The organism is Wenjunlia tyrosinilytica, from assembly GCF_014646055.1.
Taxonomy (GTDB): domain Bacteria; phylum Actinomycetota; class Actinomycetes; order Streptomycetales; family Streptomycetaceae; genus Wenjunlia; species Wenjunlia tyrosinilytica.
Genome location: NZ_BMMS01000022.1, coordinates 67,990 through 85,284 on the forward strand (window position 1 = coordinate 67,990; position 17,295 = coordinate 85,284).

General features: G+C 72.0%; 15 protein-coding genes. 6 read left to right on the top strand and 9 right to left on the bottom strand.

Features of this window, described 5'->3' with window-relative positions; all coding sequences use genetic code 11:
* The first annotated feature begins 58 nt into the window (after positions 1–58).
* Both IEY86_RS23845 and IEY86_RS23850 read left to right on the top strand, forming a co-directional pair.
* Entirely contained in the window at positions 59–2,290 is a 2,232-nt protein-coding gene (locus tag IEY86_RS23845; RefSeq protein ID WP_189133877.1) for a SpoIIE family protein phosphatase, read from the top strand.
* 46 nt (positions 2,291–2,336) lie between these two features.
* Positions 2,337–2,510: a hypothetical protein gene (locus IEY86_RS23850; RefSeq protein WP_189133878.1), complete on the top strand. Its 174-nt coding sequence runs from the start codon at positions 2,337–2,339 to the stop codon at positions 2,508–2,510.
* Positions 2,511–2,623: 113 nt separating this feature from the next.
* Here IEY86_RS23850 and IEY86_RS23855 read toward each other — a convergent pair whose 3' ends face one another.
* From IEY86_RS23855 to IEY86_RS23875, 5 genes are all read right to left on the bottom strand, one after another.
* Entirely contained in the window at positions 2,624–3,970 is a 1,347-nt protein-coding gene (locus IEY86_RS23855; protein ID WP_189133879.1) for an aldehyde dehydrogenase family protein, read from the bottom strand.
* Between the two features lie 70 nt (positions 3,971–4,040).
* A complete protein-coding gene (locus IEY86_RS23860) occupies positions 4,041–4,745 on the bottom strand; it encodes a type 1 glutamine amidotransferase domain-containing protein (protein ID WP_189133880.1) in 705 nt (234 codons plus the stop codon).
* A gap of 650 nt (positions 4,746–5,395) precedes the next feature.
* Entirely contained in the window at positions 5,396–5,929 is a 534-nt protein-coding gene (locus IEY86_RS23865; protein ID WP_189133881.1) for a ferritin-like domain-containing protein, read from the bottom strand.
* A 208-nt stretch (positions 5,930–6,137) separates the two neighbouring features.
* Positions 6,138–7,640: a DEAD/DEAH box helicase gene (locus IEY86_RS23870; RefSeq protein ID WP_189133882.1), complete on the bottom strand. Its 1,503-nt coding sequence runs from the start codon at positions 7,638–7,640 to the stop codon at positions 6,138–6,140.
* 299 nt (positions 7,641–7,939) lie between these two features.
* Positions 7,940–8,143: a cold-shock protein gene (locus IEY86_RS23875; RefSeq protein ID WP_189133883.1), complete on the bottom strand. Its 204-nt coding sequence runs from the start codon at positions 8,141–8,143 to the stop codon at positions 7,940–7,942.
* A gap of 351 nt (positions 8,144–8,494) precedes the next feature.
* Between IEY86_RS23875 and IEY86_RS23880 the strand changes: the two genes are divergently transcribed.
* Entirely contained in the window at positions 8,495–9,439 is a 945-nt protein-coding gene (locus tag IEY86_RS23880; RefSeq protein WP_189133884.1) for a DUF5996 family protein, read from the top strand.
* A gap of 85 nt (positions 9,440–9,524) precedes the next feature.
* Here the strand turns inward: IEY86_RS23880 and IEY86_RS23885 are convergent, their stop codons facing one another.
* Positions 9,525–10,118 (bottom strand): TetR/AcrR family transcriptional regulator, encoded by a 594-nt coding sequence (locus IEY86_RS23885; RefSeq protein ID WP_189133942.1) that lies wholly within the window; start codon positions 10,116–10,118, stop codon positions 9,525–9,527.
* A 165-nt stretch (positions 10,119–10,283) separates the two neighbouring features.
* Between IEY86_RS23885 and IEY86_RS23890 the strand changes: the two genes are divergently transcribed.
* On the top strand, positions 10,284–11,168 hold the full coding sequence (locus IEY86_RS23890; protein WP_189133885.1) for an SCO6745 family protein: 885 nt from the start codon (positions 10,284–10,286) through the stop codon (positions 11,166–11,168).
* Positions 11,169–11,207: 39 nt separating this feature from the next.
* On the opposite strand, the gene IEY86_RS23895 is transcribed toward IEY86_RS23890, so the two are convergent.
* Both IEY86_RS23895 and IEY86_RS23900 read right to left on the bottom strand, forming a co-directional pair.
* Positions 11,208–11,420 carry a hypothetical protein gene (locus IEY86_RS23895; RefSeq protein ID WP_229698697.1) on the bottom strand — a complete coding sequence of 71 codons (213 nt, stop codon included), beginning with the start codon at positions 11,418–11,420 and terminating at the stop codon, positions 11,208–11,210.
* Positions 11,421–11,790: 370 nt separating this feature from the next.
* Positions 11,791–12,321 carry a GNAT family N-acetyltransferase gene (locus IEY86_RS23900; RefSeq protein ID WP_189133886.1) on the bottom strand — a complete coding sequence of 177 codons (531 nt, stop codon included), beginning with the start codon at positions 12,319–12,321 and terminating at the stop codon, positions 11,791–11,793.
* 200 nt (positions 12,322–12,521) lie between these two features.
* Between IEY86_RS23900 and IEY86_RS23905 the strand changes: the two genes are divergently transcribed.
* Positions 12,522–13,454, top strand: coding sequence for a hypothetical protein (locus tag IEY86_RS23905; RefSeq protein ID WP_189133887.1), 933 nt, complete (start codon positions 12,522–12,524; stop codon positions 13,452–13,454).
* A gap of 116 nt (positions 13,455–13,570) precedes the next feature.
* Complete coding sequence (locus IEY86_RS23910; RefSeq protein ID WP_189133888.1) at positions 13,571–14,566, top strand: hypothetical protein; 996 nt, start codon at positions 13,571–13,573, stop codon at positions 14,564–14,566.
* Positions 14,567–14,697: 131 nt separating this feature from the next.
* Here the strand turns inward: IEY86_RS23910 and IEY86_RS23915 are convergent, their stop codons facing one another.
* Positions 14,698–17,022: a SpoIIE family protein phosphatase gene (locus IEY86_RS23915; RefSeq protein ID WP_189133889.1), complete on the bottom strand. Its 2,325-nt coding sequence runs from the start codon at positions 17,020–17,022 to the stop codon at positions 14,698–14,700.
* Positions 17,023–17,295: the final 273 nt, after the last annotated feature.

The following is a 17,295-nucleotide window of genomic DNA, read 5'->3' on the forward strand; positions in this document are numbered from 1 at the left end:
CCGGTTATCGTTTGAAAATGCATCTGTGCCTTGTCGGCAGCCACATCGGGGGGCGTTGATGGCGGGCCGCGGGGCCAGTGGTGCCCCTGGCTCCCTCGGCGCCGAATCGGTGCTGCCGGACGCCCCCGACACCTGGTTGACGTCGCTGCACGAGGCCGCCCAGTCGGTCGCCGCGGCCACCACGGCCCAGCAAGCCCTTTCCGCGGCTCTCGCGGCGTCCAAGCCCTGCCTGGGGCCGACCGGGGGAGCGCTTCTCGTGCTGGACGCGTCGGGGGAGTACCTGTCCATGGACGCCATGGAAGGGCTTCCGGAGACGTTCTCCCGGCCGTGGGAGGCCATAGGGCTCGGCGAGGGCCTGCCGGTCACGGACGCCGTCCGCACCAGCGAGCCGGTGTGGCTCGAGGCGTTCGGGGAGCGCTTCCTGCGCTATCCGGACGCGCTGCCGGAGCTCACGGACCAGCCGACCGACGTGGCCACCGGCTCGCTGCCCCTGCTGCGTGCGGGCAGCTGCGTCGGAGTGCTGGCCGTCGTCCGGAGCAGGGATGAGCCCTTCTCCGAGGTCGAGCGCGTCTTCCTGATGTGCCTGGCCGACCAGCTCGCGGTGTTGGTGGCCTCGCTGAACGGCCGTCTGCCCCAGCGGCCGAGCACGGCATCGTGGGAGGAGAGCGCGGACGCGCAGGCCACCGGCACGGTCGAGCTCGGCTACTTCAGCTGGAACATGCGCACGGGCCGGGTCGAGTGCGACGAGACGACCCTTCGCCTGCACGGCCTCACCCCGCCGGCCGTCAGGCCCGTCGAGGACTTCATCGCCCAGCTCGAGTCCGAGGACCTGCCCGACGTTCGCAACGCGCTGGAGCGGATGGGGCAGCTGTGCGGCGACTACCAGGTGCACTACCGCATCCGCGAACCGGGCGGCCGTATCCGCGTCCTGGAGGCCCGCGGGCGGGTGCACCCCGGGGCCGACGGCATCCCCGAGCGCATGAGCGGTGTCGTCACCGATGTCACGGTGGCCGAGGCCCGGCGTGAAGCCGACCAGCAGACGCTGCGCCACCAGGCCGAACAGGCCGACAAGCTGCGTGAGTTCGCCCGTTTGCTGTCCGCGGCGGTGACCGTGCAGGACATCGCCCGCACCGCCCGCACCGCCCTCCAGGCGTTCGACGCCGACGCCCTGCTCCTCGCCGAACAGCAGGAGGACCGTATCTCCGTCGTCGCTTCCTGCGGGTACTCGCGGGAGAAGACCGAGATCCTGCGGAGCCTGCCCCTGACCATCGGGTCGCCCATCGGTGACGCGCTGCGGCGGCACGTCCCCGTCTTCCTCGACTCCCTGGAAGCCCTGCTGGCCGCGTATCCCCGTCTGGAGTCGATCGCCGGCCAGATCGTCCACCGCTCCTGGGCGGCACTGCCCCTGCCCAGCACCGCAGGCCCCCCGGCCGCGTGCCTGATCGGCTTTCCGGACTCCCATGCCTTCAGCGCGTCCCAGCGCTCCCTGCTCTCCGTCGCGGCGGGACTGCTCGCGCAGTCGCTGGACCGGGCCCGCCTGTACGAGGCCGAGCACCGCCTGGCCCGCGAACTCCAGCGCGGACTGCTGCCCCAGGCCCTGCGGGGCCCGGCGAGCACGGAGGTGCACGCGCACTACCGGCCCGCCACGAGCGGCATGCTCATCGGCGGGGACTGGTACGACGCCTTCCCCACCCCCGACGGCGGACTCGCCCTGGTCATCGGCGACGTCCAGGGCCACAGCGTCGTCGGCGCCACCCTCATGGGGCAACTGCGCACCGCCGTACGCGCCTACACCAACGAGGGACACGACCCGGCCGCCGTCCTGGAGCGCACCAACCAGCTCCTGACGCACCTCAACCCCATCCCGGAAACCGCTCTCTTCGCCACCTGCTGCTATGCCCACCTGGACCCCGGCACCGGTGACCTGGCCATCTGCCGGGCCGGCCATCCCACGCCGATCGTCACCGAGCCCGGACAGGAGCCGCGCTGCCTCGAGGTGGCCGGCGGGACACCGCTGGGCGTCGACGCCGGCGCCACCTACCCCACCACCCGGGTCCGGCTGCCCGTCGGCGCCCAACTCCTGCTCTACACCGACGGCCTGATCGAGGACCGGGGCCACGACATCGACGAGGGCATCGCCTGTGTCCTCGCCGCGCTGGCCACGCCCGCCCCCAGCCCGGAGGAATGCCTCGGCGAGCTCATCCGCACGTGCGCCCCGGCGCCGGGACGCCTCGACGCCGACGACGTGGCAGCGCTTCTCGTGCGCTACATCGGACCCGACGGCGGCTGAACGCGTGGACGCGGCTCGCCAAGGCGTCAGCCGGAGGAGCGCGGCGGTGAGCCGGCGCAGCCGCACGGGCGTGCTGGCCGGACCGGTGGCCGCGTCGGCCAGACCGAGTCCTACCAGCCAACGGGACCGTCCGGTCCGCACGCCCTCCGCGCCCGTACTCGGCGCCCCTGCCCGCACCGCGCTGCCCGCCACGCCCGATCCCCCGAACCGGCTGTCGTGATGATCTCCTCGAGTGCGCCACGGCAACGGCCGCACGCCGCGGTGGGGTCGTCCTTGTGTGCGGTGTCCGTGCCGAGGCCTGCCGTCGCGGCCCCGGAGGGCATCCTCCGGCCGTCAGTCGAGGGGCTTGTCCAGAACGGCCTTGCGGTGGCTGAACGTCTCCAGCGAGTACCGGCCGTGGTAGCTGCCCATGCCGCTCTCGCCCACTCCGCCGAACGGCAGGTCGGACACGGTCAGATGGGCCAGCGCCACTCCCAGGCCCACGCCGCCCGAGGAGGTCTCGGCGACGAGCCGTTCCCTCACGGCCGCCGAGTCGGTGAAGGCGTAGAGAGCCAGCGGCTTGTCCCGGTCGTTGATGAAGTCGATGGCGGCGTCGACGCCGTCGACCTCGACGATCGGCAGGATCGGACCGAAGATCTCCTCCCGCATGACCGGAGCGTCCGGCTTCACACCGGCCAGGACCGTCGGCGCGATGTACTTGCTCGCGCGGTCGTGCTCACCGCCGACGGCGGGACGACCGGAGTCCAGCAGCGCACTGAGCCGGTCGAAGTGCCGCTGGTTGACGATCCGGCCGTACTGCGGTGACTCGGCGGGGTCGGAACCGTACAGGGCTTCGACCGCCTTGCCGAGGGCGGCTTCGAGTCCACGCGCCGTCTCGGGGTCGGTCAGGACGTAGTCGGGGGCGACGCAGGTCTGCCCGGCGTTGAGGAACTTGCCCGCCGCCAGCCGTGAGGCCACCGTCTCGAGGTCCGTGCCGCGGTCCACGAAGGCCGGGGACTTGCCGCCGAGCTCCAGGGTGACCGGGGTGAGGTGCTTGGCGGCGGCGCTCATCACGATGCGGCCCACCGTGCCGTTGCCGGTGTAGAAGATGTGGTCGAACCGCTGCTCCAGCAGGGCGGTGGTCTCGGGAATCGCTCCTTCGACAACGGCGACCGCCTCGGTGTCGAGGTAGTCCGGAAGGTACTCGGCCACGGCGTCGGAGGTGGCCGGAGCCAGTTCGCTGGGCTTGAGGACCACGCAGTTGCCCGCGGCGAGGGCGCCCACCACGGGGGCGAGCAGCAACTGGAGCGGGTAGTTCCAGGGAGCGATCACCAGGACGACACCCAGAGGGTCGTACACCGTCCAGGCATCGGCCCGCCCCAGGAACTCGGGAACGGGCGCGGGCTCCGGGCGCAGCCACTCATCCAGGTGTTCGAGGGTGTGGTCGATCTCCCGGACGGTGAAGTCGATCTCGGTGCGGTAGGCCTCCGCACTGCTCTTTCCCAGGTCCGCGTGGAGGGCCGCGGCGAAGTCCTCGGCGTGGTCGGTGAGCAGGGAGCGCAGTTGGCGCAGCTGGTGGGTGCGCCATCGCGCGGGCCGGGTGCGGCCGGTGCGGAATGTGGTGCGCAGGCGGGCGACGAGATCCGCGCTGCGTTCGCCGAGGGTGGCCGGGGCGTCGGTCTCGGATGTGGCGGGGGTCATGGATGCCTCGATGGGTGGAGTGTGCGGGGTGCGGGGTGCGCTGGGCGGTGTGCGCTCGGCGTCGCGCGGGTCAGTCGCGGCTCAGGACGGAGACGAGTTCGCGGGCGAGCCGCTCGGACGAGGCGGGGTTCTGCCCCGTGTACAGATTCCGGTCGGTGACGGTGTGGGTGGTGAACGGGTCGGCCGCGACGTAGTCGGCGCCCAGCTCCACCAGGCGGTCCTCGAGCAGCCAGGGGGCCTTGTCGGCGAGGCCGACGGCGTTCTCCTCGGCGTTGCTGAAGCCGGTCAGGCGGTATCCGGCGAACGGCCAGCTGCCGTCCTCGCGGCGGGCGGCGAGCAGGGCGGCGGGGGCGTGGCACAGCACGGCGACCGGCTTGCCCGAGTCCAGGGCGTCGGTGAGGAGCCGACCCGAGGTCTCGTCGACGGCGAGATCCTCCATGGGGCCATGCCCTCCGGGGTACAGCACCGCGTCGAACCGGTCGAGGTCCACCTCCTCGAGCTTGGCCGGGTGCTCCAGCTCGCCGCTGACCGACTTCAGGTAGGCGCCTGTCTCGTCCGCGCGGTCCTGTCCGCCGTTGGCCTCGGCGGTCAGGCTGCCCGCGTCGACGGTGGGGGTGACGCCGCCGGGCGTCGCGAAGGTGATGTCATGGCCCGCCTCGCGCAGGATGCGGTGGGGAGCGGCGAGCTCTTCGGCCCAGAAGCCGGTGGGGTGCGCGGTGCCGTCCGCGAGTGTCCAGTGGTCGGCGCCGGAGACGACGAAAAGGATGGAAGTCACGAGGGGTCTCCTCCGAAGGGATTGCGGACCTTGCAGAGCTTGAGGTGGTCAAGCACTTAATGCATGTAACTAGCAATGATTGAGAAAGTCAAGTAGTTGTCGGTCCGCGCTGCCGACCTGTCGGCCGTGGACGGCCCGTGAAGCCAGCCTTGCACGATCGCCGCCGGGTGGCGGGGCGGCGAGACAGGCGGACCGCCCGCCGCACGGGTCCGCCACCGCGGCGGGGCGCAGGTGAGTGCCCATCAGCGGCAGACAGCGGCAGACAGCGGCGATCCACGGCAGCCCGCGTCACAGGCAACGCGGTCGAACCGCACCGCCGGGTGCTCCGGCTCGACAGCGGTGCCCACACGGTGGCGGAGCAGGCTCGGAGCGTCGGAACCTCGATCCGCGCGGGCGCGGCCGGCACCGCCAACGGCCCGGCCGACGCTCGGGCCGGGCCCGCGGTCAGGCCAGGATGCGGGCGACCGCACGGGCGACGACCTCGCCGAGGTCGTCGGTCTCGGAGAACGCACGACGCTGGACATCGGCTCGGTTGCCGCGCTCCAGCACGCGGTTCAGGCCTTCCTGGAGGCCGTTCCCCGCAGGCCGTTCCTCGGAGGCCGTTCCCCCGAGGCCGCTGCCAGGGACCGCTTCCCGCCGGCGCCCGGCGCTCAGACCCCGAGGAGGTCGATGATGTCGTCGGCGTGCTCCTCCTCCTGCTCGAGGATCGTCTCCATCATCCGGCGCGTGGTCGGGTCGTGGTCACCCAGCCAGCGAATGATCTCCTGGTAGGTGGAGATGGCGATGCGCTCGGCGAGCAGATTGTTCTCCAGCATCGTCCTCAGGTCCTCGTCCGACGGCGTGGTGTAGTCGGTGTGGGCCCGCTGGGCCAGCGTCGTCGGATCGAAGTCGGGCGCGCCACCGAGCTGCGAGATCCGTTCGGCGGCCATGAGCGCGTGCTGCATCTCCTCCGCGGCGTGCTCCGTGAACTCCTGCGACACCTGTGCCCGGTCGATGCCCGTGGCCGAGATGGCGTGGCGGGTGTACCTCAGCCAGCAGACCACCTCGGTCGCGATGACCTCGTTGAGGACACCGATCACACGGTGCTTGTCGAGGCCGTAGGTGTCGGTGACCGCACCGGCCTCCATCTTCTGCCGGGCCTCTTCGCGGATCCTAGTGACGTCCAGGACGAAGTCGTCGGTCATGCCTGCCCAATCCTCTGCTCGCACCCGCACGGACAGGCCGGAGCGTTCCCCGGGGCCCCAGGACCGTCACGTGCGGTGGCGCAAGTTGACCGGTTCGCCGCAACCTCGACAGGCCCCGTCCCGGGCGTGGCGCCACCGCACCCGAAACGACGGCTGCGCCGGACCCGCTCTCACGGGTCCGGCGCAGCCGGGTCAATCGGGTGGGCGCCTACGCGGCGGTGCGGCGGGGAGCCGACCGCTCCGAGAATCCGGCGCGCGAGCCGGAGCCGCGGCGCACCTGAGCCGAACGGCTGCGGCGGCCGCGGCTCGAGGAGGCGCTGCGCGAGGGGCGCTCGGGAGCGGGCGCGGTGACGGTGACCGGGACGCCCGAGGGCACCCGGGCACCGGTGACCCTGGTGAGCTCGGAGTCACCGGGGCGCACCTGGGCGACGCGGGCGGTGATGCCGGCGGTGGCCATCAGCCGGGTCATCTCGCGCCGCTGGTTCGGCAGGACGAGGGTGACGACGCTGCCCGACTCGCCGGCGCGGGCGGTGCGTCCGCCGCGGTGCAGGTAGTCCTTGTGGTCGGTGGGCGGGTCGATGTTGACGACCAGGTCCAGGCCGTCCACGTGGATGCCGCGGGCCGCCACGTTCGTCGCGACGAGCGCGGTGACATGCCCGTTCTTGAACTGCTCCAGGGTGCGGTTGCGCTGGGGCTGGGACTTGCCGCCGTGCAGGGCGGCCGCCCGCACTCCGTTGGACAGCAGATGCCGCGTCATGCGGTCGACGGCGTGCTTGGTGTCCATGAACATGATCACCCGGCCGTCGCGGGCCGCGATGTGCGTGGCGGCGGCGTGCTTGTCGCCGTCCGAGACGTGCAGCACGTGGTGCTCCATCGTCGTCACGGCCCCGGCGGACGGGTCGACCGAGTGGACCACGGGGTCCGACAGGAACCGGCGCACCAGCTTGTCGACATTGCGGTCCAGCGTGGCCGAGAACAGCATCCGCTGCCCATCGGCCCGCACCTGCTGGAGCAGGGCGGTGACCTGCGGCATGAAGCCCATGTCGGCCATCTGGTCGGCCTCGTCGAGCACGGTGATGCCCACCTGGTCGAGGTGGCAGTCGCCGCGGTTGATCAGGTCCTTGAGCCGTCCGGGGGTGGCCACGACGACCTCGGCGCCATTGCGCAGCGCGTTGGCCTGCCGCGAGATCGACATACCGCCGACCACGGTGGCCGTGCGCAGGCGCACGGCCTGGGCGTAGGGGGTCAGGGCGTCGGTGACCTGCTGGGCGAGCTCACGGGTGGGGACGAGCACCAGGGCCAGCGGCCGGCGGGGCTCGGCTCGCCGGCCGGTGGTGCGGGCGAGCAGGGCCAGCCCGAAGGCGAGGGTCTTGCCGGAGCCGGTGCGGCCGCGGCCGAGGACGTCACGGCCGGCCAGCGAGTTCGGCAGCGTCGCCGCCTGGATCGGGAACGGGGCCGTTACGTCGTTGCGGGTGAGCGCGGACAGCAGCGGGGCCGGCATGTCCAGATCGGCGAAGGCCTCGACCGGGGGAAGGGCCGGGGTGGTGCTGACCGGCAGAGCGAACTCGCCGTGCGCGGCGGCGGCCGGCTTGCGGCGGCCCGGAGCCTGGGTACGGGGGTGCTGACGGCCGCCGGGGCCGCCGCCCTGGCCCCGCGAGGAGAAACGCTCGTTGGATCGGGTGGAGCGGGTGGATCGGGTGGTGCGGTTCATGGTGAACCTTCCTCGAGACGGCACGTGTCGAGGAAGTCCCGGCGGCCGCGGGCCGCGCGAGGAATCACAAGAGACGAACCGGATGTCGAATGCGAAGCATGGACGGTGGAAAGCCGTGCGATGGGCTTCGAAACAACGGTCGGCGCCTGCCGTCGAACGGCGGCCGAATTGCCGGACCGTGGAGATGTGCCGTCCGGCAATGCCCGCGATCGGGCGGCGCGCCCGTGCCGGACGGCAACGGCTCGGGCCCGCACCTCGGGTGCGGGCCCGTGCTGCGCGGCAGGTGCCGCGCTCTCGGATCAGACGACGGTGATGTTCTCGGCCTGCGGGCCCTTGGGGCCCTGCGTGACGTCGAACTCCACCTTCTGGCCCTCGGCCAGCTCACGGAAGCCCTGAGCGTTGATGTTGGAGTAGTGGGCGAAGACGTCGGCGCCGCCGCCGTCCTGGGCAATGAAGCCGAAGCCCTTTTCGCCGTTGAACCACTTCACGGTTCCAGTAGCCATGTCAATCTCCTTCGGGGGCTGTTCGGGAGGCCCGCACCGTGCGGGCTCCTTGTCGCCGCGATGATCACCCGACCGGAGAAGAACACCGGAAAACAAAAAATGCGCCTGGAGGTTCAGAACCAGCAGGCGCACACAAAGTCTATGGGAACCACAACTGCAACTGAGATCGACTCTAGCACGGGGCAGTGCCGGGGCAGCCGGTCGAGGCCGGTGACCGTGGTCACAGGCAGTGAGCGTGGTGGGTGTGCGTCGTCTCGGAGGAAGCGGCGCGAGATGCCACGGCTGCCCCGGCGTGGTCATGATTGACATGGCCGGGCCCGCAGGAGCGCCCGGGCAGGGAAGGGAAGCGCGATGGAGTTGTTCCCGCCTATGCCGCTCGGCGAGTGGCAGGACACCAAAGAGACGCTGCACCGGTTCGCGCAGGTCGTCGGCAAGGTCCGCCTGGCCGCGAGTCCGCGGCGCAACCACTGGTGGAACGTCCCCTTCCACCTCACCGGGCGGGGGATCACCACTCGGCCCATGGGCCAGGTGGACGGCAATCCGATCTTCACCGTCGACTTCGACTTCGTGGGCCACCGGCTGGTCGTGAGCACGGTCGACGGCGCGTCGATGTCCTTCCCGCTCCTGGGCCAGTCCGTGGCGTCGTTCCACCGCGCCACCATGGACGCCCTGGCCGCGCTCGGAGTCCGGGTGGACCTCGACGTCCCGAGGCCGTACGACCTGCCGGACGCCGACCGGCCGTTCGCCGAGGACACCGAGCACGCGGCCTACGACCCGGTCAAGGCCAACCGCTACTGGCAGGTCCTCAGCCAGGTGAGCCTCGTGCTGGACGAGTTCGGGTCGGGCTTCTCGGGGAAGGTGAGCCCGGTCCACCACTTCTGGCACACCTTCGACATCGCCTACACCCGGTTCTCCGACCGGCAGATCGAGCAGCCGCCGCAGCTCGACCCGGTGACCCGGGAGGCGTACTCGCGTGAGCTGGTGAGTTTCGGCTTCTGGTTCGGGGACGACAATTTCGGCGAACCCGCGTTCTACTCCTACACCGCTCCGGAGCCGGAGGGCCTGGCGGGGGAGCCGCTCGTCCCGCCCTCCGCGCGGTGGGTCCCCTTCAGGGGCAGCCATCTCGCCGTCCTGCCCTACGACGGCGTCCGGGCGCAGGACGATCCGCGGGCCGCCGTCCTGGGCTTCTACGAGAGCGCCTACCAGGCCGGAGCGGCACGCGCCGGCTGGGACGTCGCGCGGCTCGCGAGCCCAGGAGGGGTGACGGATCCGCAGCTGCGGGTGCCCCCGGGCTGAACACGGCAGCACGCGGCCGTGCTCCGCCGCGTGCATCCGGCCCACCCGTCGTCCACCCGGTGGTCCGGTCGGTTGCGGTGGTGCGTCAGGGGGACGCTCGGACGATGTCCCGGAAGGCGTCGGCCGGATCGCGCTCGCCGATGAACCGGCTCACATTGCCGGACAGGCACAGCGTCGCGAACCCATGGGCCAGCGACCACGCGGCCAGGGCCGAGGACTCGGCATCGGGTACGGGGGTGCCGAGGGGGAGTCCCGAGCGCAGCAGTTCACCGGTCTGCGCCTGCGCCGCACGGAGGTCGGGGTCGTCCCGGCGCAGCAGGCCGGGCTGGAACATCACCTCGAAGTGCGCCGGATGGGCGAGTGCGAACCGCACGTACCGCACACCCATCTCGAGCAGTTCCTTCGACGCGGGCACTGCCTCCGCTTCGATCGAGGCGGCGAGAAGCCGGTGCCCCTCGGCGGCGATCGCGGTGAACAGCCCGCTCTTGTCCTTGAAGTGGTGGGCGGGGGCCGCGTGCGAGACACCGGCCCGCCGCGCCAGGTCCCGCAGGCTGATCGCCGCGGTCCCCCGTTCGGCGATCAGCGCGACGGCCGCGTCGAGCAGGGCGCGACGCAGATCGCCGTGGTGGTAGGCGCGTTCTTCCGGTGCACGCGTCTGCGGCGTCCGCGCCTGCGGCATCCGGGCTTCCGGCGGGGGTGCTTCTGGCATGAGGGGAGTCTACTCGAATCTTGTCGTTGACAAGTTCGGTTTCGCCCGGCAATCTTGACAGTGTCAAGGTGTGATGAGGGTGCGACGGCTCGGAGGCGTTCTGGGCGTCGACGCACAACGGGAGGAGATACGGCCATGGCCGACGAACCGGGTCCGACCCGGCGGATGTGGTGGATGCTGGAGCCGGTGCACGCGGTGCTCTACTACGCCCCCGAGGTGTTCGAGGAGGCGGCCGCCCTCGGCTACGCCGTGGACACCCGGTGGCCCAGCTACTTCGCGTGGCGGTCGGCTCCTCTGGGTGTACCGAGCGCCGAGCTGGTGGCGTCGTCGTTCTACAGCTTCAGCCCGCGGATGGTCGAGGAGCATGTCAGGGGCGCCTGGGCGGTGGCCGCTCCCCAGCGGGTCCTGGAGGCTCGGACGCACGCGATGGACCGGGCGCTGCGCGCCGTACTGGGTGAGCTGATCGGTTCCCCGGAGCTGGCCGAGGCGGCCGCGTCGGCGCGCAGGGCGGCGGAGGCGGCCATGACCGCGGGACGGCCCCTCGGTGCGGCCAACGCCGGGCTGTCCTGGCCGCAGGAGTCGCATCTGGTGCTGTGGCAGGCCGCGACGGTGCTGCGCGAGCACCGCGGCGACGGGCATGTGGCGGCCCTGCTGACGGCGGGGCTCGACCCGCTCGAGTCCCTGGTGTCGTTCGCCGCGGTCGGCGCCGCGTCCACCGAGGTGTTCGGCAGCCGCGGGTGGAGCGACCAGGAGTGGAAGGAGGCCCGGGAGCGGCTGGCGTCGCGCGGCTGGCTCGACGCCGAGGGCCGCGCCACGGAAGCGGGCCTCGAGGGTCGCGCGGCGATCGAGCGCCTCACCGACGAACTGGCCGCCGGTCCCTGGCGGGAACTCGGGCAGCGGGACACCGGCAGGCTCGCCCAGCTCCTCGGACCGGTCGTGCACGCGGTCCTCGCCTCCGGGCTCCTTCCGGGCGAGAGCACGCTGGGCATCGGCAGGGCCCCAACCCCCACCGCGGTCTAGGCGGTTGGGGTGGACCCCCGATTCGGGCCGCCCCCGCCGCTATCTGAGCAGACTTCCCATGAGGCTGAGGACGCCCAGGAGAAGGGTGAGGGTGGCGCCGAAGGTCACGGCTCCACGATGGATGGCGGAGGGAAGCGTGGCTCCGTCGATGCGGGCCAGGCAGCCGGCGGCGGTGCCGATCATGGCGGCCACCAGTGCCGCGGTTGTCAGTGCGAGCAGGAGCAACGCCACATGGGTCATTGAGTCGTGCACGATGCCTCCTTCTACGAGGTGCCCGGCAGGTCTTCACCGAAGCGTTCGGCACCTTTCGTGAGCCGGTGGACGCATGCGGCAGTGGAGCATTGCCGAACGAGGTGACGTCGCAGCAGGTCAGGCCTCCACTATGAGCTTTCGACACGGTTGACTGCCGGAAGCGCACCGGAAGCGGGGCCGGTGCCGCGGCGCGGCCGGGGGGCCGGAGGCGAGGGCCGGGCCGGGAAGGCGCGCGCTGCGGCAGCTGCCGAGCCTCACGGCATGGTGCCGGACAGGCGGTCGAGGAAGCGCCAACTGCCGCCGCACGCCGGGTCGGTGAGATATCCCGAGCCGACCGGCCGTTCTCCGTCGCGCGGGAGCGCCGGCCCGCTCAGCCTCGCCACTGCTCCACGAGGAGACCGAAGAGCACGTCGTCCACCCACTCACCCTTGATCCAGGTGTAGGCGGGCCGGTATCCCTCGTGCTGGAAGCCCACGCGCTGAAGCAACCGGGCCGAGCGGACATTCCGTGCGTCGCACTCCGCCGACACCCGCCGCAGCCCCTGCTCGAACAGATGGCTGAGCAACGCCTGTACGGCTTCGGTGGCGTAGCCCCGGCCCTGCCGGTCGGCTGCGAGGGTGAAGCCGAGGTCCGCCTGCATCAGGTTGGAGTGCAGATGGACTCCGATGTCGCCGATGAGGCACCGGTCGTCGCGGTGCTCGATGGCGTACTGGAACCAGCCCGGTTGCCGAGGGTCGCCCGCCGCGAACGCGCGGACGAGGCCGATGGCGGCCGTGGTCGGCACCGGAGGCGTCCAGGACTGGTAGCGGGCGACGGAGGGGTCCGACCGGTAGGCGGCCAGTGCTGCCGCGTCGCCGGGCCGGAAGCGGCGAAGGATCAGCCGAGGGGTTTCGAGGAGCACCGTCGCAGTGTCGCAGGGCCAAAGGTGTCCCCATGCGGGAAAGGTGCGACCTGTGCGTGAGGGCGCATTAGCCCGAAGGGAGACAGTTGGGCGACACGGGCGAGCGCCGGTGTCATTTTATTAATGCTTATCGCCTTTGCGTGTTTGGCTGTCCGACGGAACGACGGAACGACGGACTCGGCGACGCAAGGGAGACGATCGTGCGGAGACGAAGGGCGATCGCTCTCTCGGTGTGCGTGGCCACCGCCGCCGCCATGGCGTTCTCGGCGGGTCCCGCCGCCTCCCGGGCACGGGCGGCAGCGGCCGCGTGCCGGCCGAGCGAGGTGTTCGCCTCCGCCGACGGGGGTGACGACTCCGCGGACATCCACGCCCACGACGCACGGCAGGGCTACGCGCGAGTGCGCACCTCCGTCGACAACGCCAAGGGCACGGCTCATGCGAACGCCGTCAACCCGAAGACCGGTGTCCACTGGTTCAGCGGGCCGGGCGGCCAGGTCTTCTCGGCCGAGGAGCAGGGACGCCCCTACCCGTGGACCGACCTGTCGGGGACGCCGCGGGACGCCGCCGGCCTCACGGCTGCGGGGAAGGGCCCGGAGAAGGAGGGGTTCGGCTTCCGCAAGGACGCGCGCGCGTACATCCTCGAACCCGGTGGGACCGGAAGGATCATCACCTTCGCCGCCGACCGGCCGAAGACCTGGTCCACCGTGCGGCTCGTGGCCGCCGCCGACGACCCCCTCGCCGCATCGTTGCGCTACGGCTCCCTCTCCGACCTGGCCTTCGACGGCCATGACCGCGCCTGGTTGTCGAGCCTGGACGGGATCATCTGGCGGGTCGACGACACCGAGGGCGCCCGATGGCAGGCCCACAGCGTCGTGCGGCTCGACACGGGGGACACCGCGCTCACCGGGATCGCCTTCGCCACCGACCGGGACCGCCTCGGCGCACTGCTCGTCTCGACGGCCGGTACCACGCGCACCATTCGCGAGGTGCTCGGTGTCGGCGGGAACGGCCACTACCTCAGCGAACCCCTCTACAGCGGCGACGCCGGGAGCTACACCGACCTGGCCTCCTGCGCCTACCCGAAGGACCTGCCGGGGCTGAGCGCGGGACCCTCCCGTGCACGCCGCGCCTGAGGTCCCGAATTCGACCGCCCGCAATCGACTGTGCTCGTCGACTGCCAGACAACGACTGGCCCGAACACGACTGGCCCGAACACAACTGGCCCGAACACGACTGGAGGAACCCACAGATGCATGGATCCGTACGGGGCGCTCGGGCCGACCGGGCCATGTGCTGTGTGGCGGCGGCCGGACTGGCCGTGGCGCTGTCCGGGGGCATCGGCACGGTCCACGCCGTGCAACAGGCAGGCGTGGAACACAACGCCGGGGTGCGACGGGCGGATCCGACGGTGTCGTGCGAGAACGTCACCGGCCTCATCGAGGCGATCGACAACGCCAACAAGGGCGCTTCGGGGCCGATCACCCTCGCGGAGGGCTGCACCTACGACATCAACGACAAGCCGCTGCCGAGGATCACCGGCACGGTCGGCATCGAGGGTCACGGCTCCCAACTGCTGCGGGAGCTGAAGAAGGACCGCTCCAGGATCCTCGAGGTGGCCGAGGGAGCCCGGCTGACCCTCACCGATGTCACGCTGACCGGCGGGCAGGCGGAAAGCGGTGGCGCGTTGTACATCGACGGCGGTGAGGTCGTGCTCAACGGGACCAGCCGACTGGCGAACGCGGCGGCGTCCGCCTCCGGTGCGGAGGTGTTCAACAAGCGGGGCACGCTGACCCTCAATGACACCGCCCTCGTCGAACACGGTGTCACCCCACTGGGCAAGGGCGGTGGCGTCTACAACGACGGCGGTACGGTCACGGTCAACGACCGCGCCAGGATCGCGGGCAACAGGGGCCTGCGGGGCGGCGGCGGCATCTACAACAGCAAGGGCACCGTCACGCTGAACGACGACGCCCGGATCGAGGACAACGACGGCGGCCGGGGCAACGGCGGGGGAATCTACAACGACGGCGGCACGGTCGACTACAGGACGACCCATGCCATCACGGGCAACCGGCCCGACGACTGCCGCGACTGCTCCCCGGCCGCAGGCACCGGGAACAGCGGTACCGACAGCAGCGGTACCGACAGCAGCGGTACCGACAGCAGCGGTACCGACAGCAGCGGTACCGACAGCAGCGGTACCGGTGGCAGCGGCCCGGAGAACAGCGGTCCCGATCCCACCTGAGCCCGCCGCTCACGCCTCGGCACCCAGCCTCGGCACAACAGCCTCAGCACGCAGCCACAGCGGCAGCCTCGATACGGAGCGCGCCATCCAGGCGGCCCACGGCGGCAGGGAGAGGCCCGCGGCCGCCGCCGTCAGTGGAGCTGAATGCCGACCAGGCAGGTGTCGTCGTCGGTGTCGGAGCGGCTGTGGGTCAGCAGCCGGTCCACGTGCTCGTCGAGGTCCGGCGACGCCGTGCCGACCGCCGCCAGAAGCTGCTCGAGGGACCGCTCCACCGAGCGGTCCCGGCGCTCGATCAGGCCGTCGGTGTACATCAGCAAGCGGTCCCCGGAGGCCAGGGTGAGCCGCTGTTCCTCGTAGTGCGCCTCGCCGGTGGCCCCGAGCAGGATGCCGCGGGGCATCGGGAGGACGCCCGCGGCGCCGTCGCGGACCAGCACCGGCGGAGGGTGGCCCGCCCTCGCCCAGCGCAGCTCGCGGGTGTCCGGCGTGTACAGGCCGCAGACCGCGGTGGCGGTGACCTGCTCGGTCAGATGGTGGGCGACGGTGTTGAGCCAGGTCAGCAGCTGCGCGGGTCCGGCTCCCGTGGCGGCGAGCCCGCGCAACGCGTTGCGCAGCACGACCATGCCGGTGGCGGCCTCGATGCCATGGCCCGCGACATCACCGACGGCCAGCAGGACCTGCTTGGTGGGCAGGATGACGGCGTCGTACCAGTCGCCCCCGACGAGGTGCTCCTTCTCGGCGGGGCGGTAGCGCACCGCCACATCCAGCCCCGAGGCACCGATGGGAGCCCGGGCGGGAGGCATGATCGCCTGCTGGAGCTGGAGCGCCAGCCGGTTGCGCTCGGCGGCACGCTGCTCGGTGTCGGCCAGCTTGTCCCGGGTCGCGGCCAGGGCGACCTCGGTCCAGTGCTGGGCGGAGACATCCTGGTACGCGCCGCGAATGGCCAGCAGGCGCCCGGCCTGGTCGGTGACCGGTTCGGCGACCACGCGAATGTGCCGGACCACGCCGTCGGCCCGTCGCAGCCGGAACGCGGTCGAGGCGGCACGGCGGTGGTGGAGCAGGGCGCGCTGGAACCGGCCGATGGCCACCGAGTCGTCGGGGTGCGTGTGGTGGTGCAGCCGCTCCAGCGGGATGGGGGAGGATGTCGCGGGCAAGCCGTGGAGGGCGAACAGCCGGCTGTTCCAGATGATCTCGCCGGTGACGGTGTTCTCCTCGAAACCGCCGATACGGCCCAGGCGCTGGGCGTGCTTCAGCAGCGTGGCCAGCCGGGTGGCCTCGTCCTCGACACGCAGGCTCAGCAGCACCGTCTCCCCGTACCGGCCGATGCCCACGGCGGCGACGGCCTCCACCGTCGCCTCGTCGGCGATCGCGGCCAGGGTCATCCGCTCGGCGCGGAACGGCTCGCCCGTGGCGTGCACCCGCAGCACCCGCTCGTACAGGCCGCCGTCGCGAGCCTCGAGCGGATAGGCCTCCAACAGCCGCATCCCGGTGACCACGCCACGGGAGCGTCCGGCGAGGTCGGTGAAGTGCTCATTGGTGTGGACGATCCGGAAGTCCGTCACCTTCTCCCGCGGGTCGAGCACCGGCCGGAGCACCAGTGCGGCGTCCAGCAGCCCGTCGGCCAGGTCGATCACGGGAGTGCGGGTGCCCTCCGGTGCGCTGCCGGCCGATACGGCGCCCACGTCGTTCGCCGGAAGGGTGTGCGCGCACAGCTCCGCCAAGGCGTCGAGCTGGCGATCGGCCGCCGCCGTCAGCGGCGGCCGGGGCTTGGGCCAGCACACCTCCAGCACACCCAGCATCCGCCCGCCGATCATCGCGGGCAGAAGGGCGCGTGCTCCGTCGGTGCCGGGGCGGCAGCCGATGCCCAGGGTCGCGGGCGGCAGCTCGCCGTACCACACGGGCCCACGCTCGGCCACCGCGCGCTGCGCCGGAACACCGACGCCCGGCGGAATGTACCGCCAGCGCTCCGCCTCCATGGGGGCGAACCCGGCGTGCCCGGCCAGCGTCAGGGCGCCGTCGCGGCTTGCCGCCCACACCGCGAGCGCGCACGCGCCGAGCGGGGCGAGCGCCTGGGCCAGCAGAGATTCGGCCGCGGCCTGGGAGTCCCCGACAAGGGAGCCGGCCTCCGCCGAACGCAACCGAAGGACGGTCGGCGGGACCGGTCGGCCCTCCTGACCCGGCGTGGCCTTCGCGGGCAGCGCTTCGGCGACCGTGTCGTCCGCCGCCGCGTTGACGATGTCGGCGGCCAGTTCCCGCAGCGGCAGCCCGGCCGCCTCCGCCAGCGTCTCGAGATGGCGGGCCGCATGCATGGGGCCACCGTGCCCGCGTTCGACGAGGATGCCGGTGGCGATCCCCACCAGCGCCCTGGCGTCGGCCGACTCGCGCTCCAGCGCCACCTCGCGGCGCAATCGCTCGACGGCTCCCGCCAGCGCCCGTACGCCCGTATCGTCGTCCCTCACCGGCGCGGCCGACGGCGCCCGTGCGCCACGCCGCTCGACCGCCGCGGGGCGCTGCGCTCACCCGGCGCGTCCAGGACCCTGTCCGCCATCGCCTGCTCCCCTTGTCCCTCGCCCGCGCTGTCCGCGTCCGTGCTGTCCGAGTCCGTGCCTTGCGCACGTCCTCGCGCACCTGACCGGGAGAAGTCCGGTCCGCGGAAGCGGCGACACCGCGACCATCAGGCGTCCCTGGGACATAGTGCCACAGTTGCCGTGCTGCAATCATCGGATCACGGA

Excerpts from the sequence above, each read along its gene's own strand:
- IEY86_RS23845 (WP_189133877.1), top strand. The coding sequence starts at position 59 with ATGGCGGGCCGCGGGGCCAGTGGTGCCCCTGGCTCCCTCGGCGCCGAA.
- IEY86_RS23855 (WP_189133879.1), bottom strand. The coding sequence starts at position 3,970 with ATGACCCCCGCCACATCCGAGACCGACGCCCCGGCCACCCTCGGCGAA.
- IEY86_RS23865 (WP_189133881.1), bottom strand. The coding sequence starts at position 5,929 with ATGACCGACGACTTCGTCCTGGACGTCACTAGGATCCGCGAAGAGGCC.
- IEY86_RS23870 (WP_189133882.1), bottom strand. The coding sequence starts at position 7,640 with ATGAACCGCACCACCCGATCCACCCGCTCCACCCGATCCAACGAGCGT.
- IEY86_RS23875 (WP_189133883.1), bottom strand. The coding sequence starts at position 8,143 with ATGGCTACTGGAACCGTGAAGTGGTTCAACGGCGAAAAGGGCTTCGGC.
- IEY86_RS23880 (WP_189133884.1), top strand. The coding sequence starts at position 8,495 with ATGGAGTTGTTCCCGCCTATGCCGCTCGGCGAGTGGCAGGACACCAAA.
- IEY86_RS23885 (WP_189133942.1), bottom strand. The coding sequence starts at position 10,118 with ATGCCGCAGGCGCGGACGCCGCAGACGCGTGCACCGGAAGAACGCGCC.
- IEY86_RS23890 (WP_189133885.1), top strand. The coding sequence starts at position 10,284 with ATGGCCGACGAACCGGGTCCGACCCGGCGGATGTGGTGGATGCTGGAG.
- IEY86_RS23910 (WP_189133888.1), top strand. The coding sequence starts at position 13,571 with ATGCATGGATCCGTACGGGGCGCTCGGGCCGACCGGGCCATGTGCTGT.